The 19,302-nt window shown below is 69.3% G+C and carries 17 protein-coding genes and 1 pseudogene; 15 read left to right on the top strand and 3 right to left on the bottom strand.

All coding sequences use genetic code 11. The features are described 5' to 3' along the window. Nucleotide 1: 1 nt before the first annotated feature. From AZG88_RS33805 to AZG88_RS33790, 4 genes are read left to right on the top strand one after another with little or no spacing between them, the layout of a single operon-like run. Nucleotides 2–2,230, top strand: a complete 2,229-nt coding sequence (locus AZG88_RS33805) for an acyl-CoA dehydrogenase (RefSeq protein WP_061700295.1) — start codon at nt 2–4, stop codon at nt 2,228–2,230. A 6-nt stretch (nt 2,231–2,236) separates the two neighbouring features. Beyond that, complete coding sequence (locus AZG88_RS33800) at nt 2,237–3,109, top strand: MaoC/PaaZ C-terminal domain-containing protein (protein ID WP_005238920.1); 873 nt, start codon at nt 2,237–2,239, stop codon at nt 3,107–3,109. Then, nucleotides 3,106–3,756 (top strand): PaaI family thioesterase, encoded by a 651-nt coding sequence (locus AZG88_RS33795; protein WP_007300176.1) that lies wholly within the window; start codon nt 3,106–3,108, stop codon nt 3,754–3,756. Before AZG88_RS33800 ends, AZG88_RS33795 begins: the two co-directional genes overlap by 4 nt. A gap of 36 nt (nt 3,757–3,792) precedes the next feature. Further along, complete coding sequence (locus AZG88_RS33790) at nt 3,793–4,608, top strand: mycofactocin-coupled SDR family oxidoreductase (protein WP_061700294.1); 816 nt, start codon at nt 3,793–3,795, stop codon at nt 4,606–4,608. 43 nt (nt 4,609–4,651) lie between these two features. On the opposite strand, the gene AZG88_RS33785 is transcribed toward AZG88_RS33790, so the two are convergent. Continuing rightward, nucleotides 4,652–6,313 carry a class I adenylate-forming enzyme family protein gene (locus AZG88_RS33785; RefSeq protein WP_061700293.1) on the bottom strand — a complete coding sequence of 554 codons (1,662 nt, stop codon included), beginning with the start codon at nt 6,311–6,313 and terminating at the stop codon, nt 4,652–4,654. 153 nt (nt 6,314–6,466) lie between these two features. On the opposite strand from AZG88_RS33785, the gene AZG88_RS33780 reads away from it, so the two are divergent. The 3 genes from AZG88_RS33780 to AZG88_RS33770 are packed head-to-tail and all read left to right on the top strand — an operon-like array spanning nt 6,467 to nt 10,255. Next, a complete protein-coding gene (locus tag AZG88_RS33780; protein WP_005238933.1) occupies nt 6,467–7,660 on the top strand; it encodes an NADH:flavin oxidoreductase in 1,194 nt (397 codons plus the stop codon). Between the two features lie 26 nt (nt 7,661–7,686). Continuing rightward, entirely contained in the window at nt 7,687–9,354 is a 1,668-nt protein-coding gene (locus AZG88_RS33775; protein ID WP_061700292.1) for an AMP-binding protein, read from the top strand. 13 nt (nt 9,355–9,367) lie between these two features. Beyond that, entirely contained in the window at nt 9,368–10,255 is an 888-nt protein-coding gene (locus tag AZG88_RS33770; protein ID WP_061700291.1) for an LLM class F420-dependent oxidoreductase, read from the top strand. On the opposite strand, the gene AZG88_RS33765 is transcribed toward AZG88_RS33770, so the two are convergent. After that, nucleotides 10,239–10,679 carry a nuclear transport factor 2 family protein gene (locus tag AZG88_RS33765; RefSeq protein ID WP_061041452.1) on the bottom strand — a complete coding sequence of 147 codons (441 nt, stop codon included), beginning with the start codon at nt 10,677–10,679 and terminating at the stop codon, nt 10,239–10,241. The two genes, AZG88_RS33770 and AZG88_RS33765, sit on opposite strands and share 17 nt — an antisense overlap. Nucleotides 10,680–10,818: 139 nt before the next feature. On the opposite strand from AZG88_RS33765, the gene AZG88_RS33760 reads away from it, so the two are divergent. From AZG88_RS33760 to AZG88_RS33735, 6 genes and pseudogenes are all read left to right on the top strand, one after another. After that, nucleotides 10,819–11,985: an acyl-CoA dehydrogenase family protein gene (locus AZG88_RS33760; protein WP_061700290.1), complete on the top strand. Its 1,167-nt coding sequence runs from the start codon at nt 10,819–10,821 to the stop codon at nt 11,983–11,985. After that, nucleotides 11,982–12,873 (top strand): annotated as a pseudogene (locus AZG88_RS33755) (bifunctional MaoC family dehydratase N-terminal/OB-fold nucleic acid binding domain-containing protein). Before AZG88_RS33760 ends, AZG88_RS33755 begins: the two are co-directional and overlap by 4 nt. Continuing rightward, entirely contained in the window at nt 12,873–13,985 is a 1,113-nt protein-coding gene (locus AZG88_RS33750; RefSeq protein ID WP_061700289.1) for an acyl-CoA dehydrogenase family protein, read from the top strand. The pseudogene AZG88_RS33755 and the gene AZG88_RS33750 overlap by 1 nt, the downstream one beginning before the upstream one ends. Then, nucleotides 13,982–14,416 carry a MaoC family dehydratase gene (locus AZG88_RS33745; RefSeq protein ID WP_061700288.1) on the top strand — a complete coding sequence of 145 codons (435 nt, stop codon included), beginning with the start codon at nt 13,982–13,984 and terminating at the stop codon, nt 14,414–14,416. Before AZG88_RS33750 ends, AZG88_RS33745 begins: the two co-directional genes overlap by 4 nt. Then, entirely contained in the window at nt 14,413–15,591 is a 1,179-nt protein-coding gene (locus AZG88_RS33740; protein ID WP_061700287.1) for a lipid-transfer protein, read from the top strand. The genes AZG88_RS33745 and AZG88_RS33740 overlap by 4 nt, the downstream gene beginning before the upstream one ends. A 2-nt stretch (nt 15,592–15,593) precedes the next feature. Further along, complete coding sequence (locus tag AZG88_RS33735; protein ID WP_005238945.1) at nt 15,594–16,406, top strand: MaoC/PaaZ C-terminal domain-containing protein; 813 nt, start codon at nt 15,594–15,596, stop codon at nt 16,404–16,406. 82 nt (nt 16,407–16,488) lie between these two features. On the opposite strand, the gene AZG88_RS33730 is transcribed toward AZG88_RS33735, so the two are convergent. Next, nucleotides 16,489–17,262, bottom strand: coding sequence for an SDR family oxidoreductase (locus AZG88_RS33730; RefSeq protein ID WP_061700286.1), 774 nt, complete (start codon nt 17,260–17,262; stop codon nt 16,489–16,491). Between the two features lie 121 nt (nt 17,263–17,383). Between AZG88_RS33730 and AZG88_RS33725 the strand changes: the two genes are divergently transcribed. Next, entirely contained in the window at nt 17,384–18,145 is a 762-nt protein-coding gene (locus AZG88_RS33725) for an SDR family NAD(P)-dependent oxidoreductase (protein WP_061700285.1), read from the top strand. Nucleotides 18,146–18,251: 106 nt separating this feature from the next. Then, complete coding sequence (locus tag AZG88_RS33720) at nt 18,252–19,301, top strand: ferredoxin--NADP reductase (RefSeq protein WP_061700284.1); 1,050 nt, start codon at nt 18,252–18,254, stop codon at nt 19,299–19,301. Nucleotide 19,302: the final 1 nt, after the last annotated feature.

Here is a 19,302-nt window from a genome sequence, read left to right as displayed (position 1 = left end):
CATGACAATGGGATTGACCGAAGAAGAGCGCGACCTGCGCGACTCGGTGCGGGGCTGGGCCACACGGACCGTGACCCCGGCCGTGCTCCGGGGGGCCGTCGAGGCCAAGACCGAGCAGCGACCGCTGTTCTGGAAGTCGTTGGCGGACCTGGGCGTACTGGGACTCCACCTGCCCGAGGACGTGGGCGGGGCGGGGTGCGGGCTGGTGGAACTGGCAGTGGTCACCGAGGAACTGGGCCGGGTCCTGCTGCCCGGTCCCTTCCTCCCGACCGTGCTGCTCGGCGCCGTCCTGCACGAGTCCGGGCGCACGGGTGAGCTCTCCGGGCTGGCCGACGGTTCGGCCCTCGGCGCCGTGGCCCTGCAGCCGGGTTCGCTGCGGCTCGTCCGGGACGGCGGAGTGGTGACGCTGGACGGTGAGTCCGGGTACGTCCTCGGCGGGCAGGTGGGCGACCTGTTCCTGCTCGCGGCGAGGGACGGCGACGAGACCGCGTTCGTAGCGCTCGCCCGCGACCGGCTCGACGTGACCGACCTGCCCAGCCACGACGTGGTGCGCCGCAACGCGACCGCTTCGGTGAGCGGCCTCGAGATCGCCGAATGCGATGTCCTGCACATCGATTCGCAGCGTGTTCTCGATCTGGCGGCCACCTTGTTCGCCGCCGAGGCCTCGGGTGTCGCCGACTGGGCGGTGACCACCGCCGCCGACTACGCCAAGGTGCGCCACCAGTTCGGCCGCCCCATCGGCCAGTTCCAGGGGGTGAAACACCGGGTAGCCCGCATGCTCTGCCTCGCCGAACAGGCCCGGGTCTGTGCGTGGGACGCGGCCCGTGCGATGAATCCCGGAAGCAGTGCCAGGGCCGCGACGGCTGCGCCGCGCTGCAGTGCGGCGGAGGCGTCTCTCGCGGCCGCGGTCGCCGGAGCAACCGGACCCGACGCGGCGTTCTCCGTCACCAAGGACTGCATCCAGGTGCTCGGCGGCATCGGCTACACCTGGGAACACGACGCCCACCTGTACCTGCGCCGGGCGCAGTCGCTGCGGATCCTGCTCGGGTCCACCGCATCGTGGCGGCGGCGCGTGGCCCGCGCGACCCTGGGCGGGGCCCGTCGGGTGCTCGGGATCGACCTGCCTCCGGACGCCGACAGCATCCGCGCCGGCGTGCTCGCGGAACTCGCGCCAGCCGCCGCACTGGACGACGCGGAGCGCAGGACGTACCTGGCCGAGAAGGGCTACACCGCACCGCACCTCCCCGCACCGTGGGGCAGGGGGGCGGGCGCCGTGGAACAACTCGTGATCGCGGAGGAACTGCGCGCGGCCGCGCTGAAGCCCCACGACATGATCATCGGCAACTGGGTGGTACCCACGCTCATCGCCCACGGCAGCGAAGAACAGTTGCAGCGCTTCGTGCCCCCGTCACTGCGCGGCGACCTCGTCTGGTGCCAGCTGTTCTCCGAACCCGGCGCCGGATCGGACCTCGCCGGCCTGACCACCCGGGCCACCAAGGTGGACGGCGGCTGGGTGCTGCGGGGGCAGAAGGTGTGGACGTCGATGGCCCGGGACGCGGACTGGGGTATCTGCCTCGCCCGCACAGATGCCTCGGTGCCCAAACACAAGGGATTGTCGTACTTCCTGATCGACATGAGGGGCAGCGACGGCCTCGACATCCGGCCGCTGCGTGAGATCACCGGCGAGGCACTGTTCAACGAGGTGTTCCTCGACGACGTGTTCGTCCCCGACGAACTCCTCGTGGGCGAACCGGGCGACGGCTGGAAGCTCGCCCGCACGACCCTCGCCAACGAACGGGTGTCGCTGTCGCACGACTCCTCGCTGGGCTCCGGCGGCGAGGCTCTGCTGACGCTGGCCGGCGAGCTGCCCGGCGGCATCGACGACGAGCAGCTGACCGTGCTCGGCAAGGTCCTCTGCGACGCACAGTCCGGCGGCCTGATGGGGCTGCGCACCACCCTGCGCTCGATCGCGGGCGGGCAACCGGGCGCCGAGTCGTCGGTCGCGAAGCTGCTCGGCGTCGAACACATCCAGCAGGTGTGGGAGGTGGCGATGGACTGGGCCGGACCGCGCGCCCTGCTCGGCGACCGGCCCCGCACGTCCGCTACGCAGATGTTCCTGAACTCGCAGTGCATGTCGATCGCGGGCGGCACCACCAACGTCCAGCTCAACATCATCGGCGAACGACTGCTGGGTCTGCCGCGTGACCCCGCGCCCGGAAAGGGAGCGTGACCTGACATGGCGATCGACGTGAAGGCCGCGCTGACCGCGGAACCGGCCGTGCGTGACGTGGCGTGGACCGAGCGTGATGTGATGCTCTACCACCTCGGACTCGGCGCCGGCGGGAACGCCCAGGACCCCGCGGAACTGCGCTGGGTGTACGAGAAGGACTTGCAGGTGCTGCCGACGTTCGCGCTCGTCGCGGGACAGGGAATCTCGGCCGGCGACGCACCGGCGTCCGGGCTGGGCCTGCCCGGTATCGACATCGACCTGCGCAAGATCCTGCACGGCGGACAGTTGCTCACCGTGCACGCGCCCATTCCTCCGTCAGGTGGGGCCCGGGTGTCCTCGCGGGTGGCGGACGTGTGGGACAAGGGCAAGGCTGCCGTCATCGTGCTCGAACAGACGGCCACCGACTCGGGCGGGAACCCGTTGTGGACCACGGGGATGCAGATCTGGGCCCGCGATGAGGGCGGGTTCGGCGGCTCCCCGGGACCTGAGTCGGTGGCCACGGTGCCGGCCCGCGAACCCGACAAGGTGCTGGTGTCGCGCACCGGGACGGCGCAGGCCCTGCTCTACCGGCTCAGCGGCGACCTCAACCCGCTGCACGCGGACCCCGAATTCGCGGCCGCGGCCGGGTTCGAAAGGCCGATCCTGCACGGGCTCGCGTCGTACGGTGTGGTGTGCAAGGCCGTCGTCGACGGGATGCTGGACGGCGATCCCACGCGACTGCGCCACTACGAGGTGCGGTTCGCGGGCTCGCTGTACCCGGGCGAGACCGTCGAGACCGCGGTCTGGTACGACGGCGACCGGTTGACCCTGCGCGCGACGTGCCCCGACCGTGACGGGCAACCGGTGCTGACCCAGGCGACGATGGAGGTGAGCGGGTGAGCGTCGGTACGCACCCCACGTTCGAGAACAGCCCGTCGGGAACGGTGCTGACGTCACCGCCCGATGGTTCCGCCGTCGACCGGGCGACCGAGGCCGCCCGGCGCGTGGTCGACGCGCTGCTGCGGACCGATCGCGGCAACGCCAACCTCGACCGCGTCGCGGAAGAGCTGAACAGCATCGCCGAGCACCTCGAGGAACACGCGCCCGCCGTCGCCGAGCGGCTGATCGACATGTGGAACGGCGAGGGCGTCACCCGGCACGATCCCGTCACCGGACCCGAGAACGCGCTCGCGCCGCCCGTGGTCCTCGAGGGGCTGTCCGACGGATCGGTCCGGGGCACCGTCACGCTGACCATCCCGTACCAGGGGCCGCCCGGGCACGTCCACGGCGGCGTGTCCGCGCTCCTGCTCGATCACGTCCTCGGCGTCGCCAACGCCTGGGGTGGAAAAGCCGGCATGACAGCGCAGTTGAGCACCCGCTACCACCGCCCGACGCCGCTGTTCGAACCACTCACCCTGACCGGGAAGCTGATGTCGGTCGACGGTCGCAAGATCACCACCGTCGGCGACATCCGGACCGCGGACGGCGAGGTGTGCGTCTCGGTCGAGGGACTGTTCGTCGACAAGACCGTGCCCCGCCCACGATGACCCCGATCAGGAGCAGACAATGATCAGGAACAGACAATGACCTCACCCGACCGTTTCGAGAACCAGGTCGTCTTCGTCACCGGCGCGGCGCGCGGGCAGGGCCGCGCCGAGGCCGTCCGGTTCGCGTCCGAGGGCGCCGACGTCATCGCGATCGACGCCTGCACCGAATTCGCGTCCACCGCCTATCCCGGCGCCACGGAAGACGACCTGGCCGAGACGGTCCGGCTCGTCGAATCCACCGGCCGGCGGATCGTCGCCGCCACCGCGGACGTGCGCGATTTCGACGGACTCTCGCGCGCCCTCGCCGACGGCATCGAGCAGTTGGGGCGCCTCGACGTCGTGATCGCGAACGCGGGCATCTGTTCGGGGGCGTTGTCGTGGGAGATCACCGCCGAGCAGTGGCAGGAGACGGTCGACGTCAACCTCACGGGAACGTTCCACACCGCGAAGGCGGCGGTTCCGCATCTGATCGAACAGGGTGAGGGCGGCGCCGTCGTTTTCACGAGTTCGGTGTCCGGGCTGAAGGGCACGCCGTTCACCGGGCACTACGTCGCCACCAAGCATGGCATCACCGGGCTCGCCAAGACGATGGCGAACGAACTCGGGGAGCACCGCATCCGCGTCAATACGGTGCACCCGGCGGGTGTGGACACCGGCATGAAGGTGCGCGACCTGCACCCGCTCATCGCCCGGTACGCGTCGACGCTCGGCTCCATCTACCAGAACTCACTGCCCTACCGCATCACCCAGCCGGAGGACGTCGCCGCCGTCGTCGCCTGGGTGTGTTCCGACGAGGCGAAATACATCACCGGGGCGCAGATTCCCGTCGACCTCGGCAACCTCATTCGCTGACGTTCGCCGTCTGTGTTCGCCGAATGTCACAGTGGTGCGGCGTTCATACGGTGATGTCCCGGCGGGCCATCTTGCCGGTCGCATTGCGGGGCAACAGGTCCGTGGTGATCCGCCAGCGGGTCGGGACCTTGAAATACGACAGGCGATCCGCGGCGTACTCGCGCAGTTCCGCCTCGGTGGTCACGGCACCCGGTCGCAACACCACGACAGCCGCCACCTCCTGACCCAGATCCTCGTGGGGCGACCCGATCACCGCGCACTCGAGCACGTCGGGGTGTTCGTCGAGGCACTGCTCGATCTCGGTGGGGTACACGTTCTCCCCGCCGCGCAGAATCAGATCCGAGCGCCGCCCGGTGAGGCGCAGGCGGCCGTTCTCGACGAGTCCGTAGTCGCCGGTCCGGAGCCACCGGCCGGGGGCGATCGCCGCGGCGGTGGCGGCCTCGTCCTCCCAGTACCCGAGCATCACGAACGGGCTGCGCACGCACACCTCACCCTCGACGCCGTCGGGCAGCCATTCGCCGTACGGATCGCGGATCTCCATGCTCACCGTGATGATGGGCCGCCCCAGCGTGCCCGGGAACTGTTCGAGTTCGGGGGCGGTGGCGACGGCGATCGCCGTGCTGCACTCGGTGAGTCCGTAACTGTCCACGAGCGCGTTGCGGGCGAACGGCACCTTCTCCCGGAGCCGTTCCTTGAACGCGACCGACGACGGTGCGGACGCCAGCGAGAACGAGGTGAGCGACGACAGGTCGTACCGGTCGAGGTCGTCGTGCTCCACGAGACGCGACGCCATGGTGGGTACCGCGCCCCAGTTGGTGACGCGTTCGCGCTCGACGAGACGCAGCACGGCGTCCACGTCGAATCCGCCCTGGTACATGACGACGGCACCGCCGGTCGCCAGCCGCGGAATCACCAGATTGTGCAGGCTCGCGATGTGGAACAGGGGAGAGGTCAGGAGGTAGCGCAGCGGGCTCGGTACCGCCGGATCGACGGGCCGTCCGCTGAATTCGCCGACCACGGCGTCGCTGAAGCGGTGGTAGTCGACGACGGCCAGGATGTTGCGCTGCGAGTGAAGCGCACCCTTGGGCCGGCCGCTCGTGCCGCTGGTGTAGAGGATGGCGGCGGGATCGTCCTCGTCGACGTCGGTGTGCGGCATCGGGGATCCCGCGTACCGCGCGAAGATCGCAGGCAGATCGTCCTCCATCGTGAGGACGGGGAGATCGGTGCTGACGGCGGTGAGCGTCTCGGCGCGTTTCGCGTCGGCGATCACCACGCTCGGGCGACTGTGGGCGAGCCCGTACTCGACTTCCCGCGGAACCCACCAGCCGTTCAATCCGACACTGATGGCGCCGAGAACCTGCGTGGCCCAGAATGCGATCACCCACTCGGGGGTGTTCGCGGCCAGGATCGCCACTCGGTCGCCCTTGCCGACGCCGTGGTCCTCGCGCAGCGCCGTCGCCAGGGCCGCGACCGCCGCGGCGTGCTCGGTGTACGACAGCCTGCGGTCGGCGGTGACGAGGTAGTCGCGGTCGCCCCACCGGAGCGACGTGGTGAGGAGTTCGCCGACCGAGCGTCCACGGTTCTTCATCACCGGCATCCGGGTGCCGAGCACAGCCTCCTCGACGAGCTCGAACCGTCCACCGGGTCCGGTGAGACGCGACATCACCTGATCCAGGTGCAACTGTGGATCTGTAGGGGCAGTCATCAAGGCGACCTTTCGTCCTCGGGCACTCGTACCGACACAACATGGCACGCCGTGACGGGCGCCCGGACGTGGTTACCACTCAGCGAGACTGCCGCGATCCGTGACGTCCCGGCGCCATTACGTTCGACAGCGAATCGCAGCTGGAGGAACACTATGACGATAGATCTCGACCCGCCCACAGTGAAGGTCGATCCGCTCGCCCCGGCCAAGCTCGGGCCGATCACTCTGCGCAATCGCGTGATCAAGGCAGCGACGTACGAGGGGCTGACTCCGAAGGGTCTGGTCACCGACGAGCTCATCGAATTCCATCGGCAACCCGCCGCCGGGGGCGTCGGTATGACGACGGTCGCGTACTGCGCCGTCGCCCCCGACGGCCGGACGTCGCCGGGCCAGATCCAGTGGACCGACGAGACGATGCCGGGCCTGCGGAAGCTGACCGACGCCATCCACGACGAGGGCGCGGCAGTGTCGGCGCAGATCGGCCACGCGGGACCGGTCGCGGCCGCGAAGTACATCGGGTATCCCGCGCTGGGCCCGTCCCGCGCGTTCCGGATGACCACCCAGAACTTCTCCAAGCCGGCGACTGCGGCAGATATCGCCCGGATCGTCGAGGCACACGCCGACGCGGCTCGCCGCGCGGTGGAGTCGGGGTTCGACGCCGTGGAGATCCATTTCGGCCACAACTACCTGATCAGCTCCTTTCTCAGCCCGAAGGTCAACAAGCGCACGGACGAGTACGGCGGATCACTGGCGAACCGCGCCCGGTTCGCGCTCGAGACCGCCCGCGCCGTACGCGACGCCGTGGGGGACAGGATCGCGATCCTCGCCAAGCTGAACATGGACGACGGTGTGCCCGGGGGCTTCTGGGTGGACGAGGCGATCCAGGTGGCGCAATGGCTCGAGCAGGACGGTTCGCTGGACGCGCTCGAGCTCACCGCGGGCAGTTCGCTGCTGAACCCGATGTACCTGTTCAAAGGCGACGCGCCGCTCCGTGAGTTCGCCGCCGTCATGCCGCAGCCGACGAAACTGGGAATCCGGTTGGTCGGCAAGCACTTCCTGAAGGAATACCCCTACCGCGACGCCTACCTCCTCGAGGACGCCCGCCAGATCAGAGCCGCCGTGACGATGCCGCTCGTCCTACTCGGTGGCATCACCGGCAAGGCGACCATGGACCTGGCGATGGAGGAAGGATTCCAGTTCGTGGCCGTCGCACGGGCACTCCTGCGGGAACCCGACCTCGTCAACCGGATCACGGAGGAGACCCACAACCCCGGTCTGTGCATTCACTGCAACAAGTGCATGACGGCCATCTACGGTGGCACCCACTGCGTGCTCCGCGTGCCGTGAGCGTGCATACCGTGTCGACAGGAGAGATGGAGTTGGAACGCACCACGATCGCCGAGATGCTGCTCGACCGGCTGGGTGACGACAGGCTGGGAGTCCGTACCCGGGAACGGGATTGGACGTGGGACGAGGTGGTCCACGAGAGTGCGGCATGCGGCGCGGTCGCATCCTCGCTGCGGACAGAGGGGCCGTTCCACATCGGCGTGCTACTCGAGAACACCCCCGAGTTCCTGTTCTGGCTGGGCGGTGCCGCGCTCGCCGGAGCCACGATCGTCGGCATCAACCCGACGCGGCGCGGGGCGGAACTCGAAGCCGAGATCCGGTACGTCGACTGCCAGCTGATCGTCACGGACACCGCGGGGAAGGCACAGCTCGCCGGTCTCGACCTCGGGCTGTCCGACGACCGTTTCCTGCTCGTCGACGACCCGGCCTACGCCGAACGCGTCGCGGCCCACGCGGTCGCGAATCCGGTGGAGGATCCCGCGATCGACGCGTCGACCCTGTTCCTGCTGCTCTTCACGTCCGGCACCACCGGCACGTCGAAGGCGGTGCGGTGCAGTCAGGGCCGGCTCGCCCGGCTGGCGTACTCGAACACCGCGAAGTACGGCCACGTGCGGGAGGACGTCGACTACTGCTGCATGCCGCTGTTCCACGGCAACGCGCTGATGGCGCTGTGGGCGCCCGCACTCGCCAACGGCGCCACCGTCTGCCTGCCGCGCAAGTTCTCCGCGTCCGGGTTCCTGCCCGACGTCCGGTTCTTCGGCGCCACATTCTTCACCTACGTCGGCAAGGCGCTGGCGTACCTGATGGCCACCCCGGAGCAACCCGACGACCGTGACAACACGCTCGTCCGCGGTTTCGGGACCGAGGCCTCCCCGGAGGACAAGACCGAATTCGTCCGCCGGTTCGGCGCCGAACTGTACGAAGGGTACGGCTCGAGCGAAGGCGCCGGTTCGGTGACGCTCGACCCCGACGCCCCCGAGGGTGCGCTCGGCAGACCCGCGAACGAGAACATCGTCATCGTCGACCCCGACACCCGCGCGGAGAAGGCCCGGGCGCGGCTCGACGAGCACGGTCGCGTACTCAACCCGGACGAGGCGATCGGCGAAATGGTCGACAAGGCCGGCGCGGCGCGATTCGAGGGCTACTACAAGAACGAGGACGCGATCGCGGACCGCATCCGGCACGGCTGGTACTGGACGGGCGACCTCGGGTACATCGACGAGGCCGGCTTCATCTACTTCGCCGGCCGGAAGGGCGACTGGATCCGGGTGGACGGGGAGAACACCTCGGCGTTGATGGTGGAGCGGATTCTGCGCCGCCACCCCAAGGTGGTCGCCACCGGCGTGTACGCCGTCCCCGACCCGCGGTCGGGCGATCAGGTGATGGCCGCCGTCGAGGTGTCGGATCCGACCGATTTCGATCCGGCGGAGTTCGCCGCGTTCCTCCGCAGCCAGGACGACCTGGGTACGAAGGCCGCTCCCCGCTTCGTCCGGGTGTCGACGGACCTGCCGGTGACGGGATCGAACAAGGTGCTCAAACGAACGCTGCAGGAACAGCGCTGGCGTTGCGACGATCCGGTCTTCCGGTGGGTGGGACGCGGTGTTCCCGAGTACCACGAGATGACCGACAGTGAGCAGGCCGCGCTGGAGCAGGAGTTCCACACGCACGGCCGGCAACGATTCCTGCACGTGTGACGGTGAGGGTGACATGAAACTGGGTGTGGTGGTTCCCGTCGAACTGGGACGGGCGGGCGAGCCCGAATGGATACTCGAATTCGCGAGGGCCGCCGAATCGCTCGGATTCGACGAGATCTCCGCCGTCGAGCATTCGGTCGTCATCGCGGACACGGCGAGTGCCTATCCGTACTCGCCCACCGGGAAGTCGCACCTGCCCGATGACTGCAGCCTGCCGGACCCGCTGGAACTGCTGTCGTTCGTCGCCGGCGCCACCACGACCCTGGGTCTCGCGACGGGCGTGCTGGTGCTGCCCAACCACCACCCGGTGGTGCTGGCGAAACGCCTCGCCACCCTGGACCGGCTGTCCGCGGGGCGCCTCCGCATCTGCCTCGGTCTCGGCTGGATGCGCGAGGAGATCGAGGCCTGCGGCGGCGACTTCGACCGGCGCGGCGCGGTCGCCGACGAGGCGATCGCGGTGATGCGGGCGCTGTGGTCGGGCACCACCGCCGTCGACTTCGCGGGCGAACACTTCTCCTTCCGCGGCGCCCAGAGCTGGCCCAAACCCCACCGGGATTCGGGAGTGCCGCTCTACATCGGCGGACACAGCCCGGCGGCCGCACGACGGGCCGGGCGGCTGGGTGACGGCTTCCAGCCGCTCGGCCTGGCCGGCGACGACCTGGACCGGGCGATCTCCCGGATGCGGGCGGCGGCGGCGGACGCCGGCCGCGATCCCGCCGACGTCGACCTCGTGCTGGGTGCCACGCTGCCGCGGCTGGACGAGGCCACACTCGACCGGTCCCGGGAACTGGGCGCGAATCGGCTCGTGCTGTCGGCGTCCCGGAACGTGCAGTCGCTCGACCAGGTCATCGACGAGATGGCCGAGTGCTCGGCCAGGTTGGGGCTCAGTCCGGCACGGTGACCGGCACGTCCTCGCTGAAGTCGACGATCAGTTCGCGCCGGGAGAACCGCCAGCCGGTGTCGCCGAGCACATACCGGTCGTGGTATCGCAGCGCGATCCGGTTGTCACGGTAGCCGTTTCGGCCGGAGTAGACGTGATGCGCGGTGCAGTAGGTCTCACCCGACGCCGTCGACCCGTCCACGTCGATCACCTGCTGGTGGACGACGTGCCGGGTCGACTGCAGATGCGAGACCGCGTCCACGACGGCGGACGCGAGCACGTCGCCGCCGCGGAGTTCGGATGCTGTGCCGGTGCCCGTCAAGGCCGGCGGGAGGACGAACGTCGCGTCGGGGTCGAACAACGACGCGAGCGTTGCCGCCTCGCGCCGGTCGACGGCTCGGGCATAGCGGGCGGTGAGTTCGGTGAGAGCGAATCCGGTGGCCATCCGACCATTCCAGCGGACATTCGGCACCGGCGACAACCACCTCCCGCTGACCGAGACATCGGCAGTGAGGCGGGGGAGCGCTGGCTAGCGTCCAGAACACACGTGGCGACAGCCACGCACACGTTTGAGGAGAACGCCGATGGATCTGAGGGAATCGCCCGCGCAGCGGGAACTCCGGCGGGAGCTGCGCGCCTACTTCGCGGCGCTGCTGCCGGAAGAGAAGCGGCGCGTCGCGGGTGAGGAGGGTGTCGGCGGCGAGCATTTTCGCGACATCGTGCGACTGCTGGGCAAGGACGGCTGGCTGGGTATCGGATGGCCCGTGGAATACGGCGGGCAGGGACGGTCGATCGAAGACCAGTTCGTGTTCTTCGACGAGGTGCAGAGGGCCGGGTTGCCGTTCCCGTTCGTCACCGTCAACACCGTCGGCCCCACCCTGATGAAGTACGGCACCGAGGAGCAGAAGGCGCGGTTCCTCCCCGGCATCCTCGCCGGCGACATCGTCTTCGCCATCGGCTACACCGAACCGGAGGCCGGCACCGACCTCGCGTCCCTGCAGACCCGGGCCGTGCGCGACGGGGACACCTGGGTTGTCGACGGCAACAAGGTCTTCACCAGTGGCGCCAACACGGCCGACTACGTGTGGCTGGCGTGCCGCACCGATGCAAATGCATCCAAGCACAAGGGCATCTCGATCCTCATCGTTCCCACCGACGATCCCGGCTTCAGCTGGTCGCCGATCCACACCGTGGGAGGGCTGACCGTCACGTCGACGTACTACAGCGGGATCCGGGTCGGCGATCAGGACGTCGTGGGCGACGTCCACGGCGGGTGGCAGCTGATCACCGCGCAACTCAACCACGAACGCATCGGGCTCGCGGCGCTGGGCGGACGTACACTCGGGCTGTGGCACCAGGTCCTCGACTGGGCCCGGGAGAACGGTGTCCTCGACATCCCGTGGGTGCAGACGGATTTCGCGCGCACTCACGCGAAGCTCGAGGCGATGCGACTGCTGAACTGGAAGATGACCGCGGCCGTCGCGCGGGATGCGTTGTCGGGGGCGGACGCCGGTGCCACCAAGACGTACGGCACCGAAACCCATGTCGAGGTCTATCGCACGCTGCTCGGGATCCTCGGCGCCGCCGGGCGGCTGCGTCCGGGCTCACCGGGCGCGATCCTCGCCGGTCAGATCGAACAGATCTCCCGGCAGAGCGTGGTCAACACGTTCGGCGGCGGCGTCAACGAGGTGCTCCGCGACATGGTGGGCACCCTCGGCCTCGGACTCGTCCGTGAGAAGAGGGTGAAATGAGCGAACTCCTCGCCCGGCTGCGCGCCTTCGAGGGACGGACGATCGTTCCGGCCACCTGGGGTCCCGATCCCGTGAACACGCCGATGATCCGGCACTGGGTCGAGTCGATGGGCGATACGAACCCCGTCTATCTCGACGACAACTCCGCACGCGCCACCGGCCGCGACGGCGCCGTGGCACCCGCCCGGCGCCGACCCGTCGGCCGTGTGGACCGAATTGATCGCCACGCTCGACGAGGCGGGATTCACGTCCGTCGTCGCCACCGATTCCGATCAGGAGTTCTTCGCCGAACTCCGCCCCGGTGACCGGGTGAACATGACCGAGGTGGTCGAGTCCGTGTCCGCGGAGAAGCAGACGGGCCTCGGCGCCGGACATTTCGTCACCACCCTCAAGACGTACCGCACCGGCGACGGTGAGGTCGTCGGCACGCAGCGGTGGCGGACCCTGCGCTTCCGGCCCGCCGAACGCCCGGCACCGCGCGCCCTGCGTCCGCGGCCTGCACTCAACGACGACAACGCCTTCTGGTTCGCGGCCGCGCGCGAGCACCGCCTCGTCATCCAGCGGTGCGTCACCTGCGGTGTGCTGCGGCACCCGACCGGACCGATGTGCGGGGAGTGCCGCTCCACCGAATGGGACACCGTCGACGCGTCGGGGCGGGGCATCGTCTACACGTTCGTCGTCAATCACCATCCGAAGATCGACGCCTTCGACTACCCACTGATCGTCGCGGTGATCGAACTCGAGGAGGGCACCCGGCTGATCGCCAACATGACGGGTGTCGAACCCGCGGATGTGCACATCGGGATGCCGGTGGAACTGGACTGGATCGACGCCGACCCGGAACTCACACTTCCCGCATTCCGGCCCGCAGCATCGGAGGAACACTGATGGACTTCACATTCAGCGAGGAACAGGAAGCGGTCCGCGGACTGGCCGCGGACGTGTTCGCCGCCAGGTCGCGGCCCGAGAGGATCACGGAGGTCGAGTCCTCGGCCGAACGGATCGACCGGGAACTGTGGCGCGAACTGGCCGGCACGGGATTGCTCGGCATCGCCCTGCCCGAGCACCTCGGGGGCGGCGGCACGGGGCTCGCCGAACTGTACGTCCTGCTCGAGGAACAGGGCAGGCACGTGGCGCCGGTACCGGTGTGGCCGCACGTCCTCGGCGCGCTCGCGATCAGCGAATTCGGGACGCGGCAGCAGCGGGAAGCCCTCGTGCCGTCCGCCGCCGACGGCAGCCTGATCCTCACCGTCGGGCTCGAGGAGTTCGGACCGTACGTCGCGGGCGAACCGTCGACGACGGCGATCGAGGTGGACGGTGGGTGGCAGGTGCACGGTGCCAAGGCCGCGGTCCCGGTGGCGCACGTCGCCGAGCGCGTCCTCGTCTCCGCGACCACCGACACCGGTCCGGCGTTGTTCCTGGTGGATCCGGACGCGGTGGGAGTGACTGCGCAGCAGGCGGAGTCGACCACGCGCGAAATCTGCGCGAACCTGACCTTCGACGCCGCCCCGGCGGAACCGGTCGGTCCGGCGGACGGTACCGCTGTCCGGTGGCTGCTCGAGCGGGTGGAACTCGCGCTCGCGGCCGCGCAGCTCGGGGTGGGCGAGGGTGCCGTGCGTCAGGCCGTCACGTATCTCAACGGCCGCACCCAGTTCGGCCGCCCGCTCGCGACGTTCCAGGCCGTGACCCATCAGCTCGCGGACTGCTACATCGACCTCGAGGCCATGCGCGTCACATTGTGGCAGGCCGTCTGGCTCCTCGCGAACGGCGAGGATCCGGGAACCGCGGTGCTGGTGGCCAAGTGGTGGGCCACCGACGGCGGTCAGCGCGTGGTTCACCGCACCCAGCACGTGCACGGCGGAATCGGAGTCGACACCGACTACCCGGTGCACCGGCACCTGCTGTGGGGCAAGCAACTCGCCGCCACTCTCGGCGGCGCGAGTTCCGACCTGGCACGTCTGGGTGCGCAGCTGGCGGCCGGCGTCGAGGTGGTCGCATGACCGCAGCCGTCGACACCGCCCGCGGCTACGGGGACGTCGCCGTCGGCGAGAACCTGCCGGAGCTGACGATCCCCCTGACCCGCACCCTGATCGTCGCCACCGCCCTCGCCACCCGCGACTTCCAGGACGTCCACCACGACCCGGCACTCGCGGTGGCGAGAGGGTCGAAGGATGTGTTCATGAACATCCTCACCACCAACGGGCTGGTGGGACGGTTCGTCACCGACTGGGCCGGCCCGCGGGCGTCGTTGCGCCGGATCGCGGTGCGGCTCGGTGCCCCCAACTACCCCGGCGACGTGATGACCCTGACCGGTGAGGTGATCGAGAAGGACGACGGCCTGGTGACCGTGAAGGTCCGCGGCGCGAACAGCCTCGGTGATCACGTCACCGGCACCGTCGTCGTCGCCTGGCCTGCACGAGGAGACCTGTGACCAGCCCCCTGTCGGGCGCCGCCGCCATCGTCGGTATCGGCGCCACCGAATTCTCCAAGAACTCCGGGCGCAGCGAACTGCAACTGGCGTGCGAGGCGATCGTCGCCGCACTCGCCGACGCGGGCATCGACCCGTCCGAGGTCGACGGACTGTCCACGTACACCGCCGAGACCAACGGGGAGGTGCTCGTCGCCCGCAACACGGGCATCGGCGAGCTGAAGTTCTTCTCCCGCATCGGGTACGGCGGCGGCGCCGCGTGCGCCACCGTCCAGCAGGCGGCGATGGCCGTGGCGACGGGCATCGCCGACGTCGTCGTCTGCTACCGCGCCTTCAACGAACGGTCCGGTGTGCGGTACGGACTCGGGCAGCACGACCGCCCGATGGACAGCACTGCGGACCGGGCGGCGTACGCCTGGCTGACCCCGCAGGGACTGTCGACGCCGGCCCAGTGGGTGGCGATGTTCGCCCGCCGGTACATGCATCGGTACGGCGCCACGAGTGAGGACTTCGGCCGGGTCGCGGTCGTCGCACGTAAGCACGCCGCCGACAACCCGGCCGCCTGGTTCCACGGGCGGCCCATCACCCTCGACGACCACCAGAAGTCGCGGTGGATCGCCGAACCGCTGCACCTGCTGGACTGCTGCCAGGAAACCGACGGCGGCCAGGCCCTCGTCGTCGTCTCCGCCGAACGCGCCAAGGACCTCCGCACCATCCCGGCGATCGTCAAGGCAGCCGCGCAGGGCTCCGGCAAGGACCAGCACATGATGGCCAGCTACTACCGGCCCGACATCACCGGAATACCCGAAATGGGCCTCGTGGGCAGGCAACTCTACGGGCAGAGCGGTCTCGCGCCCGACAACATCTCGGCGGCGATCCTCTACGACCACTTCACCCCGCTCGTCCTCCCGCAACTGGAGGAACTGGGTTTCTGCGATCCCGGCGAGGCGAAGGACTTCATCCGGGACGGTAATCTCGAGGTCGGCGGCCGACTCCCGGCGAACACCCACGGCGGCCAGATCGGCGAGGCCTACCTGCACGGCGTCAACGGCATCGCCGAGGCAGTTCGCCTGATCCGCGGAACGTCGACGACACAACCGGACGGCATCGGCAACGTGCTGGTGACCGCGGGCACCGCCGTGCCCACCAGCGGCCTGATCCTGGGTAGAGAGGACTGATCATGACGACAACCGAACGCACGACGGCAGGAGCGTGGCGAGGCGAGGACCTCGGCACCCGCACCGTGAGTTACGACGAGCGCGACGCCATCCTGTACGCACTGTCGGTGGGTGCGCGGGCCACCGAATTGGACCTCGTCTTCGAGGAGCATCTGCGGGTGCTGCCCACGTTCGCTCTCACCCTCGCCCAATGGGCGCCTGACGAACTGGGGTCGCGGGGCGCGTTCGACACGAAGACGGCGCTGCACGGATCGCAGGAACTGACGGTGCTCGCGCCGCTTCCCCGTCGCGGCGAGATCGCGTTGTCGGCGTCGGTCGGCGAGGTGTGGGACAAGGGCTCGGCCGCCGTGTTCGACGTGCGCGTCGAGTCCGAGTTCTTCGTCGCCACCTGGTCGCTGTTCGCGCCCGGCGCCGGCGGTTTCGGCGGCGATCGAGGTCCCGCGAAACCGTCTCGGCCCGAGGGTGAACCGGCCGTGGACGCTGTTCTGCGGACCGCGGGGAACCAGGCGGCGCTGTACCGGCTGACCGGCGACCGGCACCACATCCACATCGACCCGGCGGCGGCCGAGCGGATCGGACAGCCCCGGCCGATCATGCACGGCCTGTGCACGCTCGCCGCGAGCACGCTGGAACTCGCCCGAGCGCTGGACGTCCACCCGGCCGACCTCGTCCGGCTGGAGGGACGATTCGCCGCACCGGTCTACCCGGGCGACGCGCCGACGTTGCGGGCCTGGGGTGATGCGGGTGATGCGTCGTTCGAACTCGTCGAGGACGACCGCCCGGTGATCGCCGGGGCCCGCGCCGCGTTCGGCTGACAGCACGGTCGCCCGCCGTCGCCGAATGTCACACCGGTGCAGGTGAACCGAACCGGGGTGACATTCGGCGGGGGAGGCGGGGTCAGAAATGGGTCGCGAGGTACCGCGCCGGGTATTCACCGCCGCCGTGGACGGCGAGATCGGCGCCGTTCACGTACGACGCCTGGGCGCTCGCGAGGAACAGGCAGGCGCCCGCGATGTCGGACGGCACAGCCATCCGTCCCATCGGCAGGGTCCGGGTGACGGCGGCGCCGCCGTCCTCGCCGTAGACGGAGGCCGCACTCTCGGTGCGGATGAGTCCGGTGGTGATGTGATTGATCCGCACCTTCGGAGCCCATTCGAGCGCAAGCGCTTTCGTCAGCACGAGGAGCCCCGCCTTCGCCGCACTGTAGGCGGCGGTTCCGGGTTGCGGATCGTGAGCGGAGACGCTGCCGATGTTCACGATGGCCCCGCCGTCGGACTGCTGCTGCATCACCGCGTTGGCCGCCTGGGCAACGGTGAAGGGTGCCAGCAGATTCAGCGCGATGATCTTCTCGACGAACCGCGGCGAGACGGTGGCCGCGTCCGCGTCGGGTGAGCCACCCGCGTTGTTGACGAGAACGTCGAGGCGGCCGTATCGGGTCACGGCCTCGTCAATCAGTGCCGCCGCGTCGGCCGGATCACGGACGTCGGTGGCCCGGAATGCGGCGGTGCGGTCACCGTGTGCGGGCAGGGTGTCCGGCGTGGAGCGGCCACAGACGAGCACGTTCGCGCCCGCGGCGAGAAACGACGCGGCGACGACGAAACCGATGCCTTTGGTTCCGCCGGTCACGACGACGCTCCGGCCATGGAAATCGAGGGGAGGGAGGTTTGTCACGGGAAGCCTTCGGAGTGAGGGAGCGCGAGGATGCCTGGCGCTCGAATTGATCGCGTGAAAGCGGCACTAGGGCCGGAAACAAGCAAATGCTTGGTTTGATAGTAGGCGAACGGGAGTGGACATGGGCAAGCTCGACGGCAAGGTCGCATTGATCACGGGTGCGGGGCAGGGGATCGGGCAGGGAATCGCCACGGCCCTCGCCAAGGAGGGTGCGGCGATCGTCGTCGCCGGGCGAACGGAGTCGAAACTGCACACCACGTGCCGGCTGCTCGCGGGATTCGGTGCCCGCAGTGAGCCGGTCGTGTGCGACGTCAGCAGGCGTGCGGACATCGCGTCCGCCGTCGAGCGGACCGTGGACGTGTTCGGCGGCGTCGACATCCTGGTCAACAACGCCAACGACTGCACACCGGGACCGATCCTGTCGGTGGTCGACGAGGAGTACGAGCGGTCCTTCGCCACCGGGCCGCTCGCGACGCTGCGCATGATGCAGTCGTGTCACCCGCACATGAAGGCCCGGGGAGGTGGCGTCATCGTCAACCTCGTCACGTCGGCGGCGGTGCGCTGGGACGCGAGCAACTACGGCGCATACGGCTCGATCAAGGAGGGAATGCGTTCGCTGACCAGGTCGGCGGCGTGCGAGTGGGGCCGGGACGGCATCCGGGTGCTGTCCGTCGCCCCGCACGCCAAGAGTCCGGCGCTCGAGCGATGGATGGACAGGAACCCGGACGAGGCGGCGGAGTTCGTGGCGGGCATCCCGCTCGGACGGGTCGGCGACGCCGAAACCGACATCGGACGCGCCGTCGTGTTCCTCGTGAGCGAGGACGCGGGCTACCTCACCGGGGCCACCATCCCCCTGGACGGCGGGCAGTCTCGTTGGGGCTGACGGCGGGCATCCGGGTCCCGCACAGCGGGAAGGCCAGGGGCCGGCGCGCTCGATCTGCACTAGTTTCGGCAGGATCGAATTACCGTAGCGAGAGGGCACCATCGCGATGACGACCGTTGAAACACCACGCAGTTCGCGATCAGTAGTGGTCACCGTGGCCGCTGTCGTGGAGGAGACGTCCGACGCCCGGTCGCTGGTGTTCGACGTCCCCGACGAGCGCCGGCACGAATTCGCCTACAAGCCCGGACAGTTCCTGACCCTGCGTATCCCGAGCGACCGGACCGGATCCGTCGCCCGGTGTTACTCCCTGGCCAGTTCGCCGTTCACCGACGCCCTGCCGAAGGTGACGATCAAACGCACCGCAGGCGGCTACGGCTCACACTGGCTGTGCGACAACGTCGGCGTCGGAGACCGGATCGAGGTTCTGCCGCCCGCCGGGGTGTTCACACCGGCCAGCCTGGACGAAGACCTGATCCTGTTCGCCGCGGGCAGCGGAATCACCCCGGTGATGTCGATTCTCAAGTCGGCGCTCAGCGAGGGCGACGGGAAAGTCGTTCTCGTCTACGCCAATCGGGACGAGAAGTCGATCATTTTCGCCGGGGAGTTGCGGGAGCTCGCGGCCCGCCACGACGACCGGCTGACAGTCGTGCACTGGCTCGAGAGCGTGCAGGGTCTGCCGACGCCGCGGCAGTTGGCCACTCTGTCGGACCGGTTCCGGAACCACCGGGCCTACCTGTGCGGACCGCGACCCTTCATGGACGCGATCCACGAGGCGCTCGCGCTCGCGGGGACGCCGCGCGACCGCGTGCACGCCGAGGTGTTCACGTCGCTCTCCGGCGATCCGTTCGCCGACGTCGTCGTCGACTCACTGCCGGACACGGGGGAGGCGTCGACGGTGGAGGTGCAACTCGACGGCGAAGCGCACAACCTGAGCTGGCCACGAACCGCGACGCTCGTCGACGTGATGCTCTCGAAGGGACTCGACGTCCCGTACTCCTGCCGCGAAGGCGAATGTGGTTCCTGCGCATGCACGGTGGTGGAGGGCGAGGTGGACATGGAGAACACGTCGATCCTCGATCCCGAAGACCTTGCGAGCGGCTACATCCTCGCGTGCCAGGCGCGTCCCGTCTCCGAGCACGTGCGGGTGGAGTTCTGAC

The sequence above is a fragment of the Rhodococcus sp. LB1 genome (assembly GCF_001583455.1).
Classification (GTDB): domain Bacteria; phylum Actinomycetota; class Actinomycetes; order Mycobacteriales; family Mycobacteriaceae; genus Rhodococcus_F; species Rhodococcus_F opacus.
This window is presented reverse-complemented; position numbering and strand designations above follow the sequence as displayed.